Below are 20701 nucleotides of genomic sequence, written 5' to 3' on the forward strand. Positions count from 1 at the left end.
AGTTTTTATTGAAAGCCTCAAGATTTAGTTCTTGAGGCTTTTTTGTGGTTATACTTTTTTGTAAAGTGTACAAAGTAGAATGTATTAAGAAAAATGTACGAAGTATTACTCTTAAATAATACTCCTATAATCCAAAGGGCTATTGTTTACCCTTCGACTCCGCCAGGGTGCAAAAATCATAAGATTTTCACTTCACTTTTGTACGTTCTGAATGACAGTTTTTAAGTTTAACTTAAAATAATAAATTTTAGATATTATTTTTAATAATAAACTCTAATGATTTTGTTCTGTTTTATCCTTATTAGGAATTATTCTTTTTATTTGATTGAATACAATCATATAAAATATGATTGTAATTAGTATTAATTGAAAATTATTATTTACATATTCAAATATTTGATTTGGTTGATTTATTATAGTTTTTATAAGTTCAATTGGAAACTTTATAAGTTTTGTATTATAGTTAATCAAAATATTAATCACAATGTATAACATGAATAGTTGATTTAACAATCCATATGTAAGTTCTAATAATGTTTTCTTATTTGCTAATTTATATTTCAATGGATTTTTAATAAAGCTATATAGTTGTTTACTACTATTTGCTAATAGATTTGGTGAATTTGTTATATCTGATAATATCCAATAACCATCTGTTCTTATAAAAGGAATAAGTTGGTAAAGTATAATAATGCTACTAATAACAACTATGGCTTGTATTTGTAAATTTCCTGTTAAAAGAGAATACAAATAGAAAAAAGCTATTATATAAAGTTGGATATATACACCTGCTAAATTTGTAATTATTCGTTGCTGTTTTGTAGCAGTCCAAATTGATGTTATGTTTGAATAAAATACAGGGAATATAAAATATACTCCAATACCTATTTCACCATTTTTTTTAGTAAATCTATTACATGCTGCAATGTGACCTATTTCGTGTATTAGTGCTGTTATAATGTATGTGAAGAATAGAAGAAAGATATATTTTTTTTCGAGATGAATTTGCTTTGTCGAAAAAATATTATAAATAGAAAGAGAAATCAATATTGTAAATGAAATCCAAAAAAAAGTTGGGTGATAGAGTGGTTGTATTAATTTTGATAATTTAGCAGAACTTTCATTTGATAAAATTTTAGTTTCAAATAATATAAATGATTTTTCTTTTTTATTATTTTCAATATGTTCGCGATCTAATTCTAGATTAATTAAATTTTGTTCAATAATTTGGTTGAACTCTTCTTTCGAAACATGTTCAAATTGTTCAATAAAATCATTGTAAGCTTCATTAATATCAGAATTGTTTTTCTTTAATATTTCAATTAATAATTTTATTTCATCACTAACCACAAAGTATTTTTCGGAGTGCTCAAGTATCCAATTATCTTTCTTTTTAGTGAATGTTATATTTTTATCTAAAATAGTATTATGCATTACGTATTTCTTCTATTTGTAATTTCCAATCATTTATTTGTGCATTAATAATAGAAATCCAATCTACAAGTTTCAACAATTTGATCTCTTTTGCAATGGTTATTGCAGATGTAAATTGATTATTAATATAGTCAAATTCTGGGTTGCTTAATTCTTCGACTGCAAAAAAAGCCTTGTGTGTATACGTTTTATTGTCAGGGTAATAATCATGATCCAATTTCAAATTTTGAATTGTTTTTGATATGATATACGTAATTTGATTATTAACTAAATCTTCACCAATATCAGTAATATCATCATACATTTGGATTGCTGAAAAAATATGCTTCAGCATTTCTTTCACACGTTCTGATGGATAATTATCTTTTAATAATTGTATTCCATCAACAATAAAGAAAACTGGAATATGCTTATTAATTGCTAATTCTTCAAATTGTTTTTTTGATAGAATTGTGTCAAAATTGAATAATTTTTCTTTAATTAACTCATTAAAATACAGATCAGAGTATTTTTTTTTACTTTTAAAAATAGGCGAATCTTCTCCGTACAATTTGATAAGATTCTTTATACAAATTTCATGATGTTCAGTAAGATTACTTAATGGATTATGTTTTAATAGTTCATCATCTATTTTAATATCTTGATCAAGTAAATTATCTAGAGTAACGATATAACTATAGTATGTTTTAGAAATTAAATCTAAGCTGGTTAATTTTTCTGTGTTAATTTCGTAACCCTCAGTTAAGTAATCTACAATGTCTTTAAAAAAAAGTTGATTAATATTATTCATTGATTTTAAATTGCTTAATTATATGAAATAGCTAAAAAAAGCTCAGTAAAAACTGAGCTTTTTTATTATTTTCCACCAATACCAATATTGATTCTTGGTCCTCCACCATTATTATCGTCTGGATTACATGGAGGTGTTGGTTTAGGTTCACATACATACTTTGGTAAGCAGTAAAAAATAAACTCTTTTCTGTTTTCTAATTTTTCTACTTGAAAATCTTTGATTGACTTTTTCATAATTAAATAGTTTTTAAATGGTTAAAAAATTTGGTTTAGTATAAATTTAGCTGATATTATAAATACAGCTTAAAATTTTAAATAGGAAATGTGAATTAATTTTAGATAATTAATCTACAATATGAAGTGTGTTGTTCATAGGTAATAGTAATATTAGTTTGGTTTGGTTACACCAAATATAGAATTAATATTAGTAAAAAAAACATTTTATTCAGTTTTTAAAATATTTAAAATAAATACGTTATACGTTTGTTAAAAAAATAAACAAGTAATAAGTATTTATAAATTCTAATTCTGTTTTTTTTAGTGCATTTGATGATTAAAATTAATACTTTAGTGTCTTAATTTTCTCAATTGGATTTAGAAATCATAAAATATATAGAATCAAACAAGTTTGAGGAAGCTTTTAAGTTAATTGTAAAAGAATATAAACAAAAAGTTTATTGGCAAATTAGACGAATGGTTTTGATACACGAAGATGCAGATGATGTAACACAAAATGTTTTTATAAAGATTTTTCAGAATCTCGGTACATTTAAAAGTGAATCTAAGCTTTCTACTTGGATTTTTAGAATCACATATAATGAAACAATCAATTTTATCAATAAAAATGCAAAGGAAAAAAATGTTTCTTTTGAAGAATACTCCATTTCAATATCAGATAATTTAACCTCTGATGAATATTATGATGGAGATAAAATTGATCATAAGTTACAACAAGCAATTGCAAGTTTACCCGAAAAACAACGAACTGTTTTTTTGATGAAATATTATGATGAGATGAAATATGAACAGATTTCTGAAATACTAGGAACTTCAGTAGGTGCGCTTAAAGCATCATATCATCATGCAGTAACTAAAATTAAAGAATTTTTAGAAGCTGAAGATTAAACCTTTTATATAATATTTTGTCTAATAGATAATATGAAAAATAAAGTACAGAAAAATTCATTTAAAATTCCTGATAATTATTTTGAGAATTTAGATGATCAGATTTTTCTACATACCATAACAAATAAAACAAGTTTTATTACTCCACACAATTATTTTGATGATTTGGAGCAAGATATATTAGCTCAAAATATTCCAGCAAAAAAATCTAAATTAATCGATTTTAATATTTGGTGGGCTGCAGCATGTATAATTTTGATTGCTTTAGTTGCAATTCCTTTTGTGATGAATATTAGAGAAGAAAAAGCGGCAGATTTAGTCGAAAATCAAGTTTACGAAAAGATTTATGATTCGTACATAGCAGTCGATCAAAACAAAAAATCGTCCAATGTAACATTAGACGATTCTGATTATGCTTTATATGATTATTAAGAAATTCTAAATAATTTCTGCACTCAAACCTCGGTTCAATAACTCTGTGCATCGAGGTTTTAAATCTTCTAACTCACCAGTCAAAACTTCACATTTACCTTTGTAGTGAATCAAAATAGAACATTGTTCCGCTTGCTCTGGCGTATGTTCACAAACATCAATCAACGACTCGATTACCCAATCAAAAGTATTCACATCGTCATTGTAAACAATAATTTGATATTTGTGCGATTCCTGTTCTAATACATCAACAGCCGAATCTTTTTCCGTTTCCCACATGGGTTGTGTTGCGTATTTTATCATAAGATTTTTATTTTTTGAAATGAAGAGCAATCCACTCATTTCGTTGTTTTTTAGATACAAATTTTAAACCATTTTCTGTACAAAAAGCTAAGATATCATCAAAATCTTGTTCCATCAAACCGCTTAAAAATAAATCTCCATTTTCATTCAAAACGTTTATATAAGAAGGAATTTGACTGATCAAAATATTTTTGTTGATATTTGCTAAAATAATGTCAAATTGTTTGCTTCCCAAAAGTGAATTATCACCCATTTTCGCATCCAAACTAACACCATTTCGTTTTCCATTCTCGATAGAATTCTCCACAGCCCATTCGTCAATATCAATACATTCGGCATAGTTTGCATGACGTTTCATTCCTAAAATTGCAAGAATTGACGTTCCACAACCCATGTCCAAAATATCTTTACCAGCAAATTCAGTTTCCAAGATATATTCTACCATCAAGTGTGTTGTAGAGTGGTGTCCAGTTCCAAAAGACATTTTTGGTTGAATGATAATTTCGTACGGAATATTTTCGATTGTTTCATGAAATTCTGCACGAATCAAACATTGGTCGTTCACTAAAATTGGAGTAAAATTTTCTTCCCAAGTTGCATTCCAGTTCTGTTGTTCAATTTCTTGACGTGTGTAAGAAAAATCAATTCCCTCGATAGAGTCAATCACTTCTTTTACTTGGTCAATATTTTCGTCAGTTTTTGGCATGTAAGCATCAAAACCTTCTTCGTTTTCAACAAAACTTTCAAAAGGTAATTCAGAAATCATTGCAATAATTATTTCATTAAAAGGCTCTACTTCCGCAACTTTAAATTTATATTCGATATAATTTGTCATAAAAAAATTTGGAAAACTAAAATTATTTTTCCGGTGCAAATTTACGATTTTTATAATTAATGATAAAGCAGATTATTTATCAAATGGAAACTCTTTTAGACCAACCATCATTTCACGTTTTCCTGGAGGTCCAGGACGTTTTTGTACAATATAACCCAAATCTTTCAATCCTCTTTTTATGGTTCCTTTCGCTGCATAAGTCGTAAAAATGGCAGTATTTTTAGTTAAAGAATCAACAATTTCTAACAATTCTTTTTCCCATAATTCTGGCTGTACACGAGAACCAAACGCATCAAAATAAACCAAATCAAAATTATTTTCGTTGATATTTTTCAGATTGAAAAAATCTTCTTCTACTTTTTTAAACTCAAAATAAGGTGAAATTTTATGCCAATTTTCCCAACTCGAATGAAATAATTGTTGATAATAAGCTGAAAATTCTTCTTTTCGATGTTTAAATTCCGGATAAAGTTTGAAAACATTTTCGAAATAATTCACCAATTCGAATTCTTCATCAGAAACCGGGAATTTTTCAATTCCAACATATTGCACAGGAATTTTATGTTTCTCAGCTTCCATTAAAGTGATAAAAGAATTAAGTCCGGTACCTAAACCAATTTCAATAATTTTAATAGGAAGTTTGTTTTCTATAAAGTGGTGAAAACCATTTTGTATAAATACATGTAAAGCCTCTTGTACAGCACCATGTATTGAATGATAAGTTTCGTCCCAATCTTCAATATAGATAGTTTTTGAACCATCTTCCGTTTCTCGAATTATCCTTTTCATTGTCGAAAGTTATGATATTTATTATGAAAAAGTGCAAATAAAATGTACCTTTGGTAAGCACAAACAAAATATATCGTAAAATGATTATAGAAAAAATTGCTGAATCAAAATTTAACGATTCAGTATTCGACTCTACTGTTTTTGGTAAAGAGTTTACAGACCATATGTTAATCGCGCATTACAAAGATGGTAAATGGGATGAGCCTAAAATTGTTCCTTATGGACCAATTACAATGACACCAGCAGCGATGTCTTTCCATTATGGTCAAACAATTTTTGAAGGGATGAAAGCCTACAAAAATGATAACGAAGAAGTATTTATTTTCCGTCCAGAGAAAAACTTCGAGCGTTTTAATTTATCTGCGGCACGTCTTAATATGCCTCAAATACCGAAAGAAATTTTTATTGATGGTTTAGAAGCTATTATTGATATCGATCGTCAATGGGTACCAAAAGATTACGGGACGTCATTATATATTCGTCCAGTAATGTTCGCAACAGAAGAAGCTGTTTCTGCAAGAGCATCTAACGAGTTTATTTTTGCTATTTTATTAGCTTACGCTCCAAATTATTATGACAAACCTTTGTCAGTTAAAATTGCTGATTACTATAGCCGTTCTGCACAAGGTGGTGTTGGTTTTGCAAAATGTGGAGGAAACTATGCTGGATCATTTTTTCCAACTTCTGAAGCGCAAAAAGATGGTTATGATCAAGTGATTTGGACAGATTCTATCGAACATAAATTTATCGAAGAAGCTGGTACAATGAACGTAATGGTTCGAATCGGAAACAAAATTTTAACTGCGCCAACTTCTGAGCGTATTTTGAATGGAGTTACGCGTGATTCTGTTTTAACTTTAGCTAAAGACAATGGTTACGAAGTAGAAGTACGTCCTGTAGAAGTACAAGAAATGTATGAAGCTTACAAAGCTGGAGAATTAAAAGAAGTTTTTGGTTGTGGAACAGCAGTTGTAATTACACAATATGATGCAGTAGGTTTTGGTGAAGAGCGTGCTCAATTACCTGCTTTAGCTGAAGAAGATTCTTTCGCATTACAATTGAAAGCAAAATTAAAAGACATCCAATACGGATTAGCAGAAGATCCTTACGGATGGAGAATTAAAATTGAAGAACAAGCTTAATTTTAAGTAAGTTTTATAATATTTAGCTGACAATTTGATTGTCAGCTTTTTTTGGCACGATATTTAATAATATGTTATACAAAGTACTATATTTGCAAAATGAATGGACTACAGAAATTTTTAATCATCTGTTCAGGGAGTAGTCTTGAACTCTTGAAAAAAACACCAACAGATATCAACAAACACGTAGGTATTGGAGGTGTCATATTATTTACAGGAATTTTGGCGGCTTTGTCTGCTGGATATGCACTGAATACTGTTTTTGATAATATATATGCAGCAACTGGTTTTGGTTTGTTGTGGGGATTGATGATTTTTAATCTTGACCGATATATTGTCACATCAATGAAAAAATCAGGTGGATTTTTTCGTCAGTTTTTTATTGCTTTACCACGTATTTTGGTTGCTGTTTTATTAGGTATTGTGATTTCGAAACCGTTAGAATTAAAAATTTTCGAGAAAGAAATTAACAAGCAATTAAATATTATTGTCAATCGTAATAAAGCCGAATTACAAAAAGGAATTGATGCGCGTTATGTAGAATTAGGAACGCCTTTTTCGAATGAACGAAAAGAAATTTATGCAGAGATTGATAAATTAAGAGCTGAATATAATTCTGCTTCTACCGAATTGGAAAAAGAAGTTGTAGGGACTCAAACCGAAACAACTACTGGACGCGAAGGTTATGGACCAAATGCGAAAAGAAAAGCAGAATTGAAAAAGCAAAAAGCAGCCGAAATCGAAACCTATATTCAACAATCTGCGCCTCGTTTGGCTGAAATTAACAAAGAATTGGATCGATTGAATGTTGCAAAAGAGAAAGAAATTGATGCGGCGAAACCAACGGAAGAGAATTACAATGGTTTTGCAGCACGTATGCAGGCTTTAGACGAATTGTCAGTTAATAATCCAATTTTAGGAACTGCAGCTATTTTTATAGCTCTTGTGTTTATCTCGTTAGAAACTGCACCAGTTTTAGTGAAATTAATTGCGCCAAAAGGACCTTATGATTTTCTCTTAGAAAAACATGAACATTCGTTCAAGATTTTTAGTAAAGAATCGATTCAGATTATGGATATTAAATCTGAAAAACGAGTCAAACACGAATTTGAAAAAGCATAAATAATGAAAAAGTAACTTCTAATTGAAGTTACTTTTTTAATTTTGCACAAGATATGGAAACTTATAAAATAGAAATTTACGGAGAAGATGAAAACCAAATTCAACGAATGGAAGAGGTGATTGCTCCTATAAAAGATATTCAAGATTATTTTTGGAAATTACTTTGGATTGATGGTGAAAGTGAAACAGACGAATATTCGGTTTTCGAATTGCAAGAAGTGATTGATCAACAAGACGGAATTTTTGTGGAATATGATCAGTTAGAAAGTTTATGTTATAAAATGGAACATGTAACGGAAGCGCTGATTATTGGAGATAGAAAAGAAAATAATTTGCATGTAAATATTGAGGACGAAAATTTATATGACAATGAAGTCGTGTTTGAATTCGTAAAAGATTCACATTGGCAAATTTTGACTTCGGATATCAACATTGTAGATACGTTCAAAGTTTTCTTTCCAAATAGTAAAATCATTGATTAAAAATAAAAGCCACTTTTTAGTGGCTTTCTTCTTTATTTTTGATTCAATTTCTTGAAGATTTGTAACGTTTCTTTTGCTTCTTTTACATCGTGCACACGCAAAATTTTTGCACCTTTTTGTAACGCAACCATATTCAGAACAGAAGTTCCGTTTAAAGCTTCTTGCGGAGTTGTTTCGAATAAATTATAAATCATCGATTTTCTTGAAACTCCAACTAATAATGGAAACTCACAAAAACCTAAAGTTTCCATTTTACTGAATAATTCGTAATTATGATCCAATGTTTTGGCAAAACCAAAACCAGGATCCAAAATAATATCATTTACTTTTGCAGCTTTTAATTGAGCAATTTTTTGCGAAAAATATTCGTTTACTTCCAGCGTAATATCTGCATATTCAGGATTATTTTGCATTGTTTTCGGTGTTCCTTTCATGTGCATCAAAATGTATGGAACTCTAAGTTCTTTGATTGCATCAAACATGTTTTCGTCCAATTCCCAACCCGAAACATCATTTATAATAGAAGCGCCAGCTTTAACAGCTTCGCGTGCCACATTTCCTCGAAAAGTATCAATCGAAATAATCAATTCTGGATATTCTTCAATAATTTTTTCGATAATTGGTGCAGTTCTATCAATTTCTTCTTGCTCCGAAATATTTTCAGCTCCAGGTTTTGTCGAATAACCACCAATATCAATCATATCGGCACCTTCGGACAAATGTTTTTCAACTTTTTCTAAAATCAAATTCATAGATTGATTACTACCACCATCATAAAAAGAGTTTGGCGTTGTATTCAAAATTCCCATAATTTTAGGCTCGTTCAAATCAATCAAACGACCATTACAATTAATTGTCATATCTTAGAAGTTCTTTAAGCAATTTCAATTATTTTTGAAATCGAAACGAAATTATGAAAAATACCTCAATTCAATTTAAAGAAATCATCTCTGTTTGTCGAGATTTATATACAAAAAAATTACAAGATTACGGTCCGGCTTGGCGTGTACTGCGTTTACCATCGTTGACAGATCAAATTTTTATCAAAGTAAATCGCATTCGTACGTTGCAAGAAGCTACGGAGCGTTTGGTTGATGAAGACGAAGAAGGAGAATTTGTGGCGATCGTTAATTATTCGATTATGGCATTGATACAGCTAGAACTTGGTTTCGCAGATCAGCCAGATTTGACAGATGAACAAGCGATCGATTTTTATGATAAATACGCAACAATCGCGCATGATTTGATGATGAGAAAAAATCATGATTATGGTGAAGCTTGGCGAGATATGCGTGTTAGTTCGATCACAGATTTAATTTATCAGAAAGTTTTGCGCACAAAAAGTATCGAAGATAATAAAGGAAAAACAATTGTGTCTGAAGGTTTGGATGCAAATTATTTGGATATGATTAATTATTCGATTTTCGCAATGATTTTAATTAACGAAAAGAAAACTTCATGAAATATTTAGTTCAATTTGCCCGAATTATAGTTGGTGTCATTTTTATAATTTCTGGATTTGTAAAAAACGTTGATCCAATTGGATTAAGTTTCAAATTAGAAGAATATTTTTCGCCAACAGTTCTTAATATTCCATTTTTAGAAAGTTTGAGTTTGCCTTTGGCAACATTTTTCTCCATTTTTGAAATAATTTTAGGTGTTTTATTATTACTTGGCGTTTGGAAAAGATTTACAACAATAGCTTTATTGTTAACGATTATTTTCTTCACATTCTTGACATTTTATTCAGCTTATTTCAATAAAGTAACGGATTGTGGATGTTTTGGTGATGCGCTAAAATTAGAACCTTGGACATCATTTTACAAAGATGTTGTGTTATTAGTGTTGATAATTATTTTAGTAATTGGTCAAAAATATATTAAACCTTTATTTGTTGAAAAAGCGAATTACGCAATCAATTTTATAACAATTTTAGGTTCTGCAATTATTGCTTATATCGGAATTAATCATTTGCCAATTATCGATTTTAGACCTTATGCAGTTGGGAAAAATTTGGTCGAAGGAATGAAATCTCCGCAAGAATTAGGTTTGAAACCAACAACGTATAAAACGATTTACACCATGAAAAATAGTGTAGATGGAAAGGTTGTTGAAATTGACGATGCGCAATATATTGCGGATGACAAGTGGTACAAACATGGAACACCTTGGGTGATTGAAGCGGATAAAACGCGTACAATTGTAGAGAAAAAAGGTTACGAACCACCAATTCACGATTTTAATTTTGATTGCAATGGTGTTGATAAAACTTCTGAAATTTTAAATGCGCAAAAAGTGTTTGTTTTTGTCATTCCTTTTGTTGAAAAGGTAAATGAGGAACAAATTGCAAAATTGAATACTTTAGGAAAAGAAGCGAAGGCAAAAGGTTTTGTTGTGACAGCAGTTTCGAATAATCCAATTAAAGGTTTAGAATTGGAGAACTGTTTCATGGATCAAACAACAATGAAAACAATTATTCGTTCAAATCCAGGAGTGATGATTTTAGAAAAAGGAACAGTAAAAGCGAAATATCATAACAATGATTTTCCATCAATTAATCAATTAGAAGAATTGTTTTAAAAGTGATTAATTATATTTTAAATAAAATTTTCTACGGATTTCTAACGCTTTTTGGTGTTGTGACTGTAGTTTTTCTATTATTTTCGGTACTTCCTGGAGATCCTGCGCGTATGATGCTCGATCAAAAAGAAGATCCTGAACAATTGGCTCAAATTAGAAAAAACTTAGGTTTAGATCAACCTTTATGGAAACAATATGCTTTTTATATAAATGATTTATCGCCGATTTCATTTCATAATATTGACGAAAACAATACGACGTATACTTCATTAAGTTCTGATAAATACAATTACACAAAATTAATGGATTTCGGAACAAATGAAATGGTTTTGAAAACGCCTTATTTACGCGAATCTTTTCAAAAACAAGGCAAAAGTGTCAGTACAATTATTGGCGAAACGTTACCAAATACAATGGTTTTAGCAATTGCGGCTATTATTATTGCAACGATAATTGGGGTTGCGTTAGGAATTGTTTCTGCTCTGATGAAAGATACGTGGGTTGACAGAGTTTTACTGGTTGTTACGAGTTTTGGGATGAGTATTCCGTCTTTCTTTTCTGCGATTATCATTGCCTATATTTTTGCATTTTTGATGCACGATATCACAGGACTGAATATGATTGGAAGTCTGTATGAAGTGGATGATTTGGGAGAAGGAAAACATTTGATGTTGAAAAATCTTATTCTTCCAGCAATTACATTAGGATCTCGTCCGTTAGCGGTTTTTACACAATTAACGCGTAATTCGTTGTTAGAGGTTTTGAACCAAGATTATATCCGAACAGCTTTTGCAAAAGGACTTTCAAGAAAAACGGTTATAACAAAACATGCGTTAAGAAATGCACTTAATCCAGTTGTGACAGCAATTTCGGGTTGGTTCGCTTCGATGTTGGCAGGTTCTGTTTTTGTAGAATTTGTTTTTGGCTGGAATGGTTTAGGAAAAGAAATCGTAAATGCACTAAATACATTAGATTTACCAATTGTTATGGGAGCTGTTTTAGTAATTGCTGTGATGTTTATTGTGATTAATATTTTGGTCGATATTCTTTACGGAATTTTAGATCCACGTGTTCGCATAAAATAAATCAGTTTTTATATCATCAGAAATAATTATATTGCAAGTAATATTAATAACCAAATCAATCAAAATACACATTTATGCGAGATAAAATTGTTGCAGGAAACTGGAAAATGAATTTAAATTTTGAAGAAGCAATTCATTTAGCAACTAATCTTAATGCGTGGGTGGCAGACAATCATCCAATCGCTCAAGTAGTCATAGCTCCATCTTCACTTTATTTGCAAACATTGTTAGAAGGTGTTGATGAACAATATATCAAAATATCATCACAAGATATCTCTGCTCATGATAAAGGAGCTTATACAGGAGATGTTTCTGCAGAACAATTAGATAGTATTGGGTTAGATTTTGCGATTATAGGACATTCTGAACGTAGAGAATACCAAGGAGAAACAGATATTATGATTGCTCAAAAACTAAAGCAAGCATTTAAATATCAAATTAATCCAATTCTTTGTGTTGGAGAAAAATTAGAAGAACGTGAAGTTGAAAAACATTTTGATGTTGTTAAAACTCAAATTATGGAAGCTTTAGTTTCTCAAAAAACAGAAGATCTTTCTCGTTTGATTATTGCTTATGAACCAGTTTGGGCAATAGGAACTGGTAAAACTGCATCGCCAGAGCAAGCGCAAGAAATTCATGCATTTATAAGAAAAGTATTAAATGATGAATTTGGTGTAGAGGTTGCGAACAAAACAAGTATTTTGTATGGTGGTAGTATAAATGCACAGAATGCTAACGAAATATTTGCTCAACCAGATATTGATGGTGGTCTTGTAGGAGGAGCATCTCTAAAATATGACGATTTTGTGCAGATAATTTCTGCATGTAAATAAAATATAAGCTCAATTGAAAAAATTGAGCTTTTTTTATTTCTAATTCTATCCCTCTATTCATCAGGGATTGATTGCGAAAACTTTTTTGCTTTAAGAAAACTATAACATTTATTATCATTTATTAAGATTTTACGGAACAATGTCTGCAAAATGCTAAGTGTACTAACTATTAAAAAAGTATCATTTTTTAAAACAAAACACATTTATTATGAAAAAATTGACGCAAGTATTAGGAGTCGTAGCAATAGGGTTAGTTTCTTTCTCTTTTACTACCATAAATGAAGTTCCAGTTGTAACAGCACAAACATCATCACACAAAGTTGTTGAAGATGCACCAAAAGTTGTTATTTTAGATATTGTTGACAATATTGCAGCAGCTTCTGGAACTAACATCGCAACAGAATTTAAAACGAAGTTAGAGTCTTTAAATAAAGAAAATGTACAAGTTCTTTTATGGAAAGACTTAACGAAAGGTTTAAAAGATGAAGAAAAAAGATCAATCATCGATAGTTTGAAGCCAGAGTTGATTATGACATTAAATTTTGAGAAAACTGATGATAATACAAATAAAGTAGCTGCAGTTGTTTTCAAACAAAATGTTGCTTTTAATGAAACTGCAAAAGTAGCTAAGGAATTAACAGAGAATTTAAATTCTACAGTTGTTAAAAATGATGGAGTATATCAAAATGAATCAAATTATATTCAAGATAACGCAGCTCCTTCAATCTTTTTAAGTGTTAAGGTTAAAAATGAACCAACATCTAATGCTGAAATTGTAAATAAACTTTCTAGTTTTATTGAAACAGCTCAAATTGATGGAGGAACACCAGTAGATGCAGCAGCAGAAACAGTTACTGCAACAGTAGATACAGCTAGCGCAGTTGCAGATTCAGCAGTTGCAGTTGCAGAAGAGGCTGCACAAGATGTGAAGCAAGCTGCGAAAGATGTAAAAACGAAAGTTAAAAAACAGAAAAAATAACCGTTTTTTCGAATCTTTCATTATTAAGTAATGAAGAAAAAAGTAACATTTTAATGAATGTTACTTTTTTTTGTTTTTAGTTGTAGATGGCTTAAGTTTGTTCAAATACTTACAACACAATGTCAAAACAAGGTTATATCGCACGTTATTTCAATATTGTTCGAAAATTATCCCAACAAAAGTATTGTTCATTCGAAGATCTTGAACGTTTTTTGGAACGTCAATTCGAAATGTTACAAATTCAAGATGATACATTAGAATTTAATTTCTCAAAACGAACGCTGCAACGTGATATTCGAGAGATTAGAAATATTTTGGGTGTTGATATTATGTATAGTCGCAGTCAGCGCGGGTATTATATTATTCAAGATAATTATAGTGATGACTTATTTTTGAAAACCTTAGAAGAAATCAATAGTTTTTCAGCTCTTAAATTGACCAATTCACTCGAATCTATTGTGTATTTGGAAAAACGAAAACCAAAACGTTCTGAATTTTTGCCTGATATTGTACAAGCGATTCAATCTAAAAAGAAGATAGAGTTTCATTATCAAAAATTTGGTGAAGAAAAGGAAACAATTCGTAAAGTATCGCCAATAGCAATTAGAGAGCACAATAATCGTTGGTATTTGATTGCTGATGACAAAGGAGTAGTAAAGAATTTTGGTTTGGAACGAATGAATAAAGTGAAAATTTTATCTGATAAAATAGATAATGATATCCAATTTAGTTATGATGATAAGTACAAGTTTGCTTTCGGAATAATAGTTCCGACAGATGAAAAACCTGAAAAAATTGTATTGAGTGTGACTAAAAAACAAGCCGAATATTTAGAATCTCTGCCTTTACACGAATCTCAGCAAATTTTAGAGACAAAAAACAATGAAGTTTTAATTGGTCTTGAATTATTTTTGACAGACGATTTTATAAGTGAAATTCTTTCGATGAGTCGTTCTGTTAGAGTTATTGAACCAAAAAAACTGAAAGAAAAAGTAAAAACTATACTGAAAGAAACGTTGGAAAAGTATTCATAAATAATAGAAAAGATTCTTCGACAAGCTCAGAATGACATTTTATTATTTGTCATTCTGAATGAAACGTTAGTGAAATGAAGAATCTTACAAAGTTTCCTTCATATTTGAAATAATAGTTTTAGATAAATTCAACTATTCCATTAAATAATTTAGATTTTAAAATTAGAAACTCGCTTGAGTTTTTACATTTCTTCAAATTCCAAATCGAAATTCATTCCCAAAATAGCTTTACCACTAACTTTTTCTCCATTTTCAGGATTAATTAAACCAGCCATTTTTCCAGTTTTTTGTTTCGTTACTATATCCAATATTTGTTTATCGGTCAATTTTTTACCCATAAATTCGAACGGAATTTTGAATCCACATTCTTTAAAGTTTGCACAACCATAAGCGGCTTTTCCTTTTACCAATTTATGTGTTTTACATTTTGGACAAGTTGCATCTTCTAAATTAATTTCTTCTTTTGGTTTGCGTTCTTTCTTCGGTTTTTCCTCTGTTTGAGTTGAATTTTGATGAGAAGCAATTGGTCTAAAATAACTATTCTTTACATCAAATGTCAATTTCGAAACCATTTCAATCAATTCTTGTTTAAATTGTTCTAATTCGTATTCGCCTTTTTCAATCAAACGAAGCTTTCGTTCCCAAACACCAGTCAATTCTGGAGATTTCAACAATTCATCTTGAATCGTATCAATCAAATCTATACCCGTTTGTGTCGCTACAATGTTTCGTTTACGTTTCTCAATGTATTTTCTACGAAACAATGTTTCAATAATATTTGCACGAGTAGAAGGTCGACCAATTCCGTTTTCTTTCATCAATTCGCGCATTTCTTCATCATCCACTTGTCGTCCAGCAGTTTCCATTCCGCGTAACAAAGTCGCTTCTGTATAATGTTTTGGTGGAGTTGTTTTTCCTTTATGAATCAATGGTTCGTGAGGACCTTTTTCACCAATTTCAAAAATCGGCATTATTTTTTCCTCATCTTTTTCTTCTTCTTTTTTATCTTTTGCATAGACTTCGCGCCAACCCATTTCGAGAATTTGTTTACCTGTTGCTTTAAAATTAATGGAAGAAAGAATGCCATCTTTACCTGTGTTTTCTACTTTTCCCTCAACAGTTGTATTAGCAACCTTACATTCTGGGTAGAAAACAGCAATAAAACGACGTGCAATCAAATCATAAATACGTTTTTCCTCGTTAGATAATCCTTGTGGAAAGATTTCGGTCGGAATAATAGCGTGATGATCTGTTACTTTTGTGTTATCAAAAACAGCTTTCGACATCGGAATTGGCTGCGTCATCAAAGGCGCAATCAAATTTTGATAAGCAGTTAATTTATTTAATATTCCAGGAACTTTTGGATAAATATCTTCTGATAAATATGTAGTATCAACACGAGGATAAGTCACAAATTTTTTCTCGTACAGACTTTGTACAAATTTTAAGGTATTCTCCGCTGAAAATGCATATTTTTTATTCGCTTCTACTTGTAAGGCTGTCAAATCGAATAGGCGAGGATTTTTCTCACGACCTTCTTTTACTTCAAAGTCAATGATTTCAAATTCTCTATCTTTAATAAAATCTAAACCTTGTTTGGCTTTTTCTTCAGACTTTAAACGTGGAATTGTTGCATTAAATTCAACTTCTTTGAAAATCGTTTTCAATTCCCAATATTCCTCTACAATAAAAGCATTGATTTCTTTTTGACGTTGAACAATCATCGCCAAAGTAGGTGTTTGTACACGACCTATTGAAAGAACTGTTTTTGGCGGTGCAAATTTTTTTGTAAACAAACGAGTAGCATTCATTCCTAATAACCAATCGCCAATCGCACGTGCTTGACCAGCAGAGAAAAGATTGAAATATTTTTCACCATCTTTCAGATTATCAAACCCTTCTTTAATCGCCTCTTCTGTCAACGAAGAAATCCACAAACGCTTCATTGGTGCTTTTGCACGCGCTTTAAGTAAAACCCAACGTTGTATCAATTCTCCTTCTTGTCCAGCATCGCCACAGTTTATAATCTCGTCAACCTGATCATTAGTTACTAATTTTTCGATGATATGAAATTGCTTCGAGACACCTTTATCTGCAATTAATTTGATTCCGAAACTTTGTGGAATCATTGGTAAATAATTAAGGTCCCAGCTTTTCCACTCAGGTGTATAATCTTGTGGTTCTTTTAATGTACATAAGTGTCCGAAAGTCCAAGTGACCTGAAATCCATTTCCTTCATAGTATCCATCGTGCTTTTGATTTGCGCCAATTACTTTGGCGATATCTTTAGCAACACTTGGTTTTTCGGCAATACAAACTTTCATAGCATTTATAATTATTGAAGTGCAAAAGTCAAAATAATAATTTAATTCTTAAAAAAAAATATAAATATGTATAATTATTGAATAAATTTGCGATAGGTTAAAATTTTGTGAAAACGAAAATAATCGTAAATCTATAGGTTGTTTAAGGTTGAGTTTACTTTTTTGAATAAATATTATTGTCAAATTGGTAAAAAATCATACTGATTTTAAATAAATTATAAATTTAACGTGATAACAACGTAAAAAATTTAGAAGAATTAAAAAATTTTCACTTAATTTACACCCACATTAATAAAAATCATAATATTTAAAAGAATTAGTAAATGGAAAAGAATGTAACAGTACCAGCTAAAACTAGAAAGGGAGGTCTTAACCCTGTGATTACTATGATCATTTTAATTGCAGTAGCAATGGGGATCTTCTATGGTGTTTTTGGACAACCAGGTAACTTTGAGGGAGGGGATACAGCTAAAGGGCAACCTTTAAATCCACTTGGGATTATTTTTAAAGGAGGGGTGATTATTCCATTCTTAATGTCTTTCTTCTTTATGGTAATCGTTTTCTCAATTGACCGTATTATTGCTTTAAACAAAGCTAAAGGTACTGGATCTGCTGAGAAGTTTGTAAACGATATCCGTGCTTTATTAAACAAAAACGAAGTTAACAAAGCAATCGAATTATGTGACAAACAAAAAGGAGCTGTAGGTAACGTAGTTAAAGAAGGTTTAACAACTTACAAAGCTTTAGAAAACGATACAACTTTAAACAAAGAGCAAAAATTAGCTCAATTAGGTAAAACGTTAGAAGAAGCAACTACATTAGAAATGCCAACTTTAGAGAAAAACATGACAATTATCTCTACGATTGCCTCAGTAGGTACATTAATTGCCTTAATGGGTACTGTAATCGGGATGATTAAAGCATTCTTCGCATTAGGTGAAGGTGGTGGATCTCCAGATGCTGCACAATTATCAGTAGGTATTGCCGAAGCCTTAATTAATACAGGTATGGGTATTGGTGCTTCTGCATTCGCTATTATTGCTTATGCTTACTTAACTTCAAAAATTGATGATTTAACATTCAAAATTGATGAAGTAGGAATGAGTATCCAACAATCTTTCTCTGCTCACAATTAATATTCAATTGACGACGCCTTAGAAGAATAGTATAAGGAAAAAATCAAACAACAAATAATTAAGAATATTAATATAATACAGAGAAAATGGCAAGAGTAAAACCAAAAAGAAGAGGTCCTTCGATGGACTTAACAGCTATGTCTGACATGGCTTGGCTTTTGTTAACTTTCTTTATTTTGACATCTAACTTTAGAGAACCTGAAGTTGTTCCTGTCGTAACACCTACATCTGTTTCTAACCAAAAAATGGCAGAAGAAAACATGATGGTTATTAAAATCGATGATAAAGGGAAGTTCTTATTCGGATTAGAAGAAAAAGATCGTATTCCTACATTAGAGAGAATGGGTGACAAGTACGGAGTGAAGTTTACAGATGCTGAAAAGAATGCATTCAAAAGCATAGTAGAATTTGGTGTACCAATGAAAGAGATGAGAAATTATTTGAATCAGCCTGCTGATAGACAACAAAAATATCATCCTGGTATTCCATTAGATACAATACCTGATAAAAATCAAGAAATGATTGATTGGGTATTTGAAGCAAAAGAAGTGAACCCAGATATTTTCTTAGCAATTAAAGGGGATCAAAAATCTGAATACAAAGAATTCAAGAATTTGATTCAACAATTGCAAATGAAAAATATGAATAAGTTCCAGTTAATTACATCTCAAGAATAATTATTAAGAAATTAAAAAATGGCACAAATAGAAAGTCACGATGACGGTGGCGGAAAGAAAGTCCGTTCCAAAAAGAATTCGACGAAAGTCGATATGGCTCCTTTGGTTGATTTAGGTTTCTTATTAATTACTTTCTTTATGTTTGCGGCGACATCGATCAAACCAAACGTAATGAACTTGAATATGCCTCCAAAAATTGATGTTCCAAAACCAACTGATATTCCAGAAATTAAATTAGCAAACTCTTTGACTATATTAATTTCAAAGGATAACAAGTTATTTTGGCACCAACAAGATGAGGCTGGATTAAATGGAGGAACTCTTAATGAAACTGACTACTCAAAAGTTCGTGAAGTTATTACAACAGCACAAGCTAGAGCAGATAAGGATAAGTTTACTGTAATTATCAAACCGATGGATGATGCTACGTATGATAATTTAGTAACTATCTTGGATGAAATGGAGATTACGAAATCTACACGATACGGTATCGTACCAGTTGCACCTTTTGAACAAAAAGTGTACGACGAGAAAGTAGGTAAATAGTTTATTTGTTAAATTTAAAAGAATTAAAATGTCAGAAAATAACAACAAACTAAAATCCTTAGACGAAATAGTATTTGAAGGTAGAAATAAGGCGTACGGGGCTTATGACATGAGAATGACAGAGAAGAGTACGTTGTTAAAAGCCTTTATTCGTGGATTTATAGTAATTGCGATATTAGCTTTTGCACTTATTGCTTCTGCAACAGGAATGTTCGATAGCAAAAAGACAGAAGACGTAGTCGTAGATGTTCAGCTTGAAGATTTAAATATCCCTGAACCTCCAAAAGAGGAAGAAGTGGTAGAACCAGAACCTCCAAAGCCAGAACCAGAACAGAGATATCAAGAAGAAACTGCTCAGGTAAAAGTTGTAATGCCAGAACCTAAAGCTCAACCTAAAAAAGAAGAAACAGTTCCTGAAGTAAAGGAAATGGCTGACAAAGACTTAGGTTTAGTAGATAGAGAAGGTCCTAAATCAACAACGCAAACAGGTGGTGCTAATGAAGTTAATACAAAGAAAGAAGCACCAAAGGATACACCAGCGACTCCTAACCCAGGAAAAGGTACTGAATCAGCACCTCCAGCAACAGTAACAGCACGTACTGCTGCAGTTATGGCTGTTTATCCTGGTTGTGAGAAAGATGCTGCTAAAGGTAAACAAGCTGCAACAGACTGTTTATCTAAAAAACTAGGTGCAGATATCGGTGATGAGTTACAAGATTTTGCTAATGATGCTGCAGGACAAGGATTGTCTGGAGCTGTTGTTGCTAAATTAAGTTTCCAAATTGATACTCAAGGTCGTATTGTTAGTATTACACCACAAGGTGATGCTAAATTAGGACCAGAAGCTAGAAAAGCATTAGAGCGTATTACGCAAAGACAACAAAAGCGTGGTAAAACGATTAAACCTGCTGAAACAGAAGATGGTCGTCCTGCTAAGTTGAACTTTAGTATTCCAGTAAAAATGGATATCCAATAAGAATATCATTCTTAAAATATAAAAGAGGCTAGTTTTATAGCCTCTTTTTTTGTAGAAAAACTTATAAAATAATAG

Annotated in this window: 23 protein-coding genes; 15 read left to right on the plus strand and 8 right to left on the minus strand. The window is 30.8% G+C overall.

Features of this window, described 5'->3' with window-relative positions; genetic code table 11:
- Positions 1 to 273 precede the first annotated feature (273 nt).
- The 3 genes from QHG34_RS13860 to QHG34_RS13870 all read right to left on the minus strand — a co-directional run bounded on the left by QHG34_RS13860 (position 274) and on the right by QHG34_RS13870 (position 2460).
- The gene (locus QHG34_RS13860; protein WP_282630825.1) at positions 274 to 1434 is read right to left on the minus strand and encodes a hypothetical protein; all 1161 of its coding nucleotides are present in this window, start codon (positions 1432 to 1434) and stop codon (positions 274 to 276) included.
- Complete coding sequence (locus QHG34_RS13865; RefSeq protein ID WP_282630826.1) at positions 1427 to 2224, minus strand: hypothetical protein; 798 nt, start codon at positions 2222 to 2224, stop codon at positions 1427 to 1429. The genes QHG34_RS13860 and QHG34_RS13865 overlap by 8 nt, the downstream gene beginning before the upstream one ends.
- Before the next feature lie 65 nt (positions 2225 to 2289).
- Positions 2290 to 2460, minus strand: coding sequence for a hypothetical protein (locus tag QHG34_RS13870; RefSeq protein ID WP_282630827.1), 171 nt, complete (start codon positions 2458 to 2460; stop codon positions 2290 to 2292).
- Positions 2461 to 2814: 354 nt separating this feature from the next.
- Here QHG34_RS13870 and QHG34_RS13875 point away from each other — a divergent pair, with 354 nt between their 5' ends.
- A complete protein-coding gene (locus tag QHG34_RS13875) occupies positions 2815 to 3351 on the plus strand; it encodes an RNA polymerase sigma factor (RefSeq protein WP_282630828.1) in 537 nt (178 codons plus the stop codon).
- Between the two features lie 33 nt (positions 3352 to 3384).
- Positions 3385 to 3783 (plus strand): hypothetical protein, encoded by a 399-nt coding sequence (locus tag QHG34_RS13880; protein WP_282630829.1) that lies wholly within the window; start codon positions 3385 to 3387, stop codon positions 3781 to 3783.
- A 6-nt stretch (positions 3784 to 3789) separates the two neighbouring features.
- On the opposite strand, the gene QHG34_RS13885 is transcribed toward QHG34_RS13880, so the two are convergent.
- From QHG34_RS13885 to mnmD, 3 genes are all read right to left on the minus strand, one after another.
- On the minus strand, positions 3790 to 4086 hold the full coding sequence (locus QHG34_RS13885) for an ATP-dependent Clp protease adaptor ClpS (RefSeq protein ID WP_185145654.1): 297 nt from the start codon (positions 4084 to 4086) through the stop codon (positions 3790 to 3792).
- A gap of 7 nt (positions 4087 to 4093) precedes the next feature.
- Positions 4094 to 4921 carry a 50S ribosomal protein L11 methyltransferase gene (gene prmA, locus QHG34_RS13890; protein WP_282630830.1) on the minus strand — a complete coding sequence of 276 codons (828 nt, stop codon included), beginning with the start codon at positions 4919 to 4921 and terminating at the stop codon, positions 4094 to 4096.
- Positions 4922 to 4993: 72 nt separating this feature from the next.
- Entirely contained in the window at positions 4994 to 5710 is a 717-nt protein-coding gene (gene mnmD / locus QHG34_RS13895; protein WP_282630831.1) for a tRNA (5-methylaminomethyl-2-thiouridine)(34)-methyltransferase MnmD, read from the minus strand.
- An 80-nt stretch (positions 5711 to 5790) separates the two neighbouring features.
- On the opposite strand from mnmD, the gene QHG34_RS13900 reads away from it, so the two are divergent.
- The 3 genes from QHG34_RS13900 (at position 5791) to QHG34_RS13910 (ending at position 8456) form a co-directional block, all read left to right on the plus strand.
- Positions 5791 to 6852, plus strand: a complete 1062-nt coding sequence (locus QHG34_RS13900) for a branched-chain amino acid aminotransferase (RefSeq protein ID WP_282630832.1) — start codon at positions 5791 to 5793, stop codon at positions 6850 to 6852.
- A gap of 99 nt (positions 6853 to 6951) precedes the next feature.
- Complete coding sequence (locus tag QHG34_RS13905) at positions 6952 to 7974, plus strand: DUF4407 domain-containing protein (protein ID WP_282630833.1); 1023 nt, start codon at positions 6952 to 6954, stop codon at positions 7972 to 7974.
- A 53-nt stretch (positions 7975 to 8027) separates the two neighbouring features.
- Complete coding sequence (locus QHG34_RS13910) at positions 8028 to 8456, plus strand: hypothetical protein (protein ID WP_282630834.1); 429 nt, start codon at positions 8028 to 8030, stop codon at positions 8454 to 8456.
- 32 nt (positions 8457 to 8488) lie between these two features.
- On the opposite strand, the gene folP is transcribed toward QHG34_RS13910, so the two are convergent.
- Entirely contained in the window at positions 8489 to 9316 is an 828-nt protein-coding gene (gene folP, locus QHG34_RS13915; protein WP_282630835.1) for a dihydropteroate synthase, read from the minus strand.
- 53 nt (positions 9317 to 9369) lie between these two features.
- Here folP and QHG34_RS13920 point away from each other — a divergent pair, with 53 nt between their 5' ends.
- The 6 genes from QHG34_RS13920 (at position 9370) to QHG34_RS13945 (ending at position 14967) form a co-directional block, all read left to right on the plus strand.
- Positions 9370 to 9918 carry a DUF1599 domain-containing protein gene (locus QHG34_RS13920; RefSeq protein WP_282630836.1) on the plus strand — a complete coding sequence of 183 codons (549 nt, stop codon included), beginning with the start codon at positions 9370 to 9372 and terminating at the stop codon, positions 9916 to 9918.
- A complete protein-coding gene (locus QHG34_RS13925) occupies positions 9915 to 11036 on the plus strand; it encodes a BT_3928 family protein (RefSeq protein WP_282630837.1) in 1122 nt (373 codons plus the stop codon). Before QHG34_RS13920 ends, QHG34_RS13925 begins: the two co-directional genes overlap by 4 nt.
- A 2-nt stretch (positions 11037 to 11038) precedes the next feature.
- Positions 11039 to 12121 (plus strand): ABC transporter permease, encoded by a 1083-nt coding sequence (locus QHG34_RS13930; RefSeq protein WP_282630838.1) that lies wholly within the window; start codon positions 11039 to 11041, stop codon positions 12119 to 12121.
- A 74-nt stretch (positions 12122 to 12195) separates the two neighbouring features.
- Positions 12196 to 12954: a triose-phosphate isomerase gene (gene tpiA / locus QHG34_RS13935; protein ID WP_282630839.1), complete on the plus strand. Its 759-nt coding sequence runs from the start codon at positions 12196 to 12198 to the stop codon at positions 12952 to 12954.
- Positions 12955 to 13162: 208 nt separating this feature from the next.
- Positions 13163 to 13933 (plus strand): hypothetical protein, encoded by a 771-nt coding sequence (locus QHG34_RS13940; RefSeq protein WP_282630840.1) that lies wholly within the window; start codon positions 13163 to 13165, stop codon positions 13931 to 13933.
- A gap of 119 nt (positions 13934 to 14052) precedes the next feature.
- A complete protein-coding gene (locus QHG34_RS13945; RefSeq protein WP_282630841.1) occupies positions 14053 to 14967 on the plus strand; it encodes a helix-turn-helix transcriptional regulator in 915 nt (304 codons plus the stop codon).
- A 182-nt stretch (positions 14968 to 15149) separates the two neighbouring features.
- Here the strand turns inward: QHG34_RS13945 and QHG34_RS13950 are convergent, their stop codons facing one another.
- Entirely contained in the window at positions 15150 to 17291 is a 2142-nt protein-coding gene (locus tag QHG34_RS13950; RefSeq protein WP_282630842.1) for a type IA DNA topoisomerase, read from the minus strand.
- A gap of 323 nt (positions 17292 to 17614) precedes the next feature.
- Here QHG34_RS13950 and QHG34_RS13955 point away from each other — a divergent pair, with 323 nt between their 5' ends.
- The 4 genes from QHG34_RS13955 (at position 17615) to QHG34_RS13970 (ending at position 20626) form a co-directional block, all read left to right on the plus strand.
- Positions 17615 to 18427 (plus strand): MotA/TolQ/ExbB proton channel family protein, encoded by an 813-nt coding sequence (locus QHG34_RS13955; protein ID WP_282630843.1) that lies wholly within the window; start codon positions 17615 to 17617, stop codon positions 18425 to 18427.
- Between the two features lie 86 nt (positions 18428 to 18513).
- Entirely contained in the window at positions 18514 to 19104 is a 591-nt protein-coding gene (locus QHG34_RS13960; protein WP_282630844.1) for a biopolymer transporter ExbD, read from the plus strand.
- Positions 19105 to 19122: 18 nt separating this feature from the next.
- Entirely contained in the window at positions 19123 to 19650 is a 528-nt protein-coding gene (locus QHG34_RS13965) for an ExbD/TolR family protein (RefSeq protein ID WP_282630845.1), read from the plus strand.
- A gap of 28 nt (positions 19651 to 19678) precedes the next feature.
- Positions 19679 to 20626 carry a hypothetical protein gene (locus tag QHG34_RS13970; RefSeq protein ID WP_282630846.1) on the plus strand — a complete coding sequence of 316 codons (948 nt, stop codon included), beginning with the start codon at positions 19679 to 19681 and terminating at the stop codon, positions 20624 to 20626.
- The last annotated feature ends 75 nt before the right edge of the window (positions 20627 to 20701 follow it).

This window comes from Empedobacter sedimenti (assembly GCF_030005555.1).
Classification (GTDB): Bacteria; Bacteroidota; Bacteroidia; order Flavobacteriales; family Weeksellaceae; genus Empedobacter; species Empedobacter sedimenti.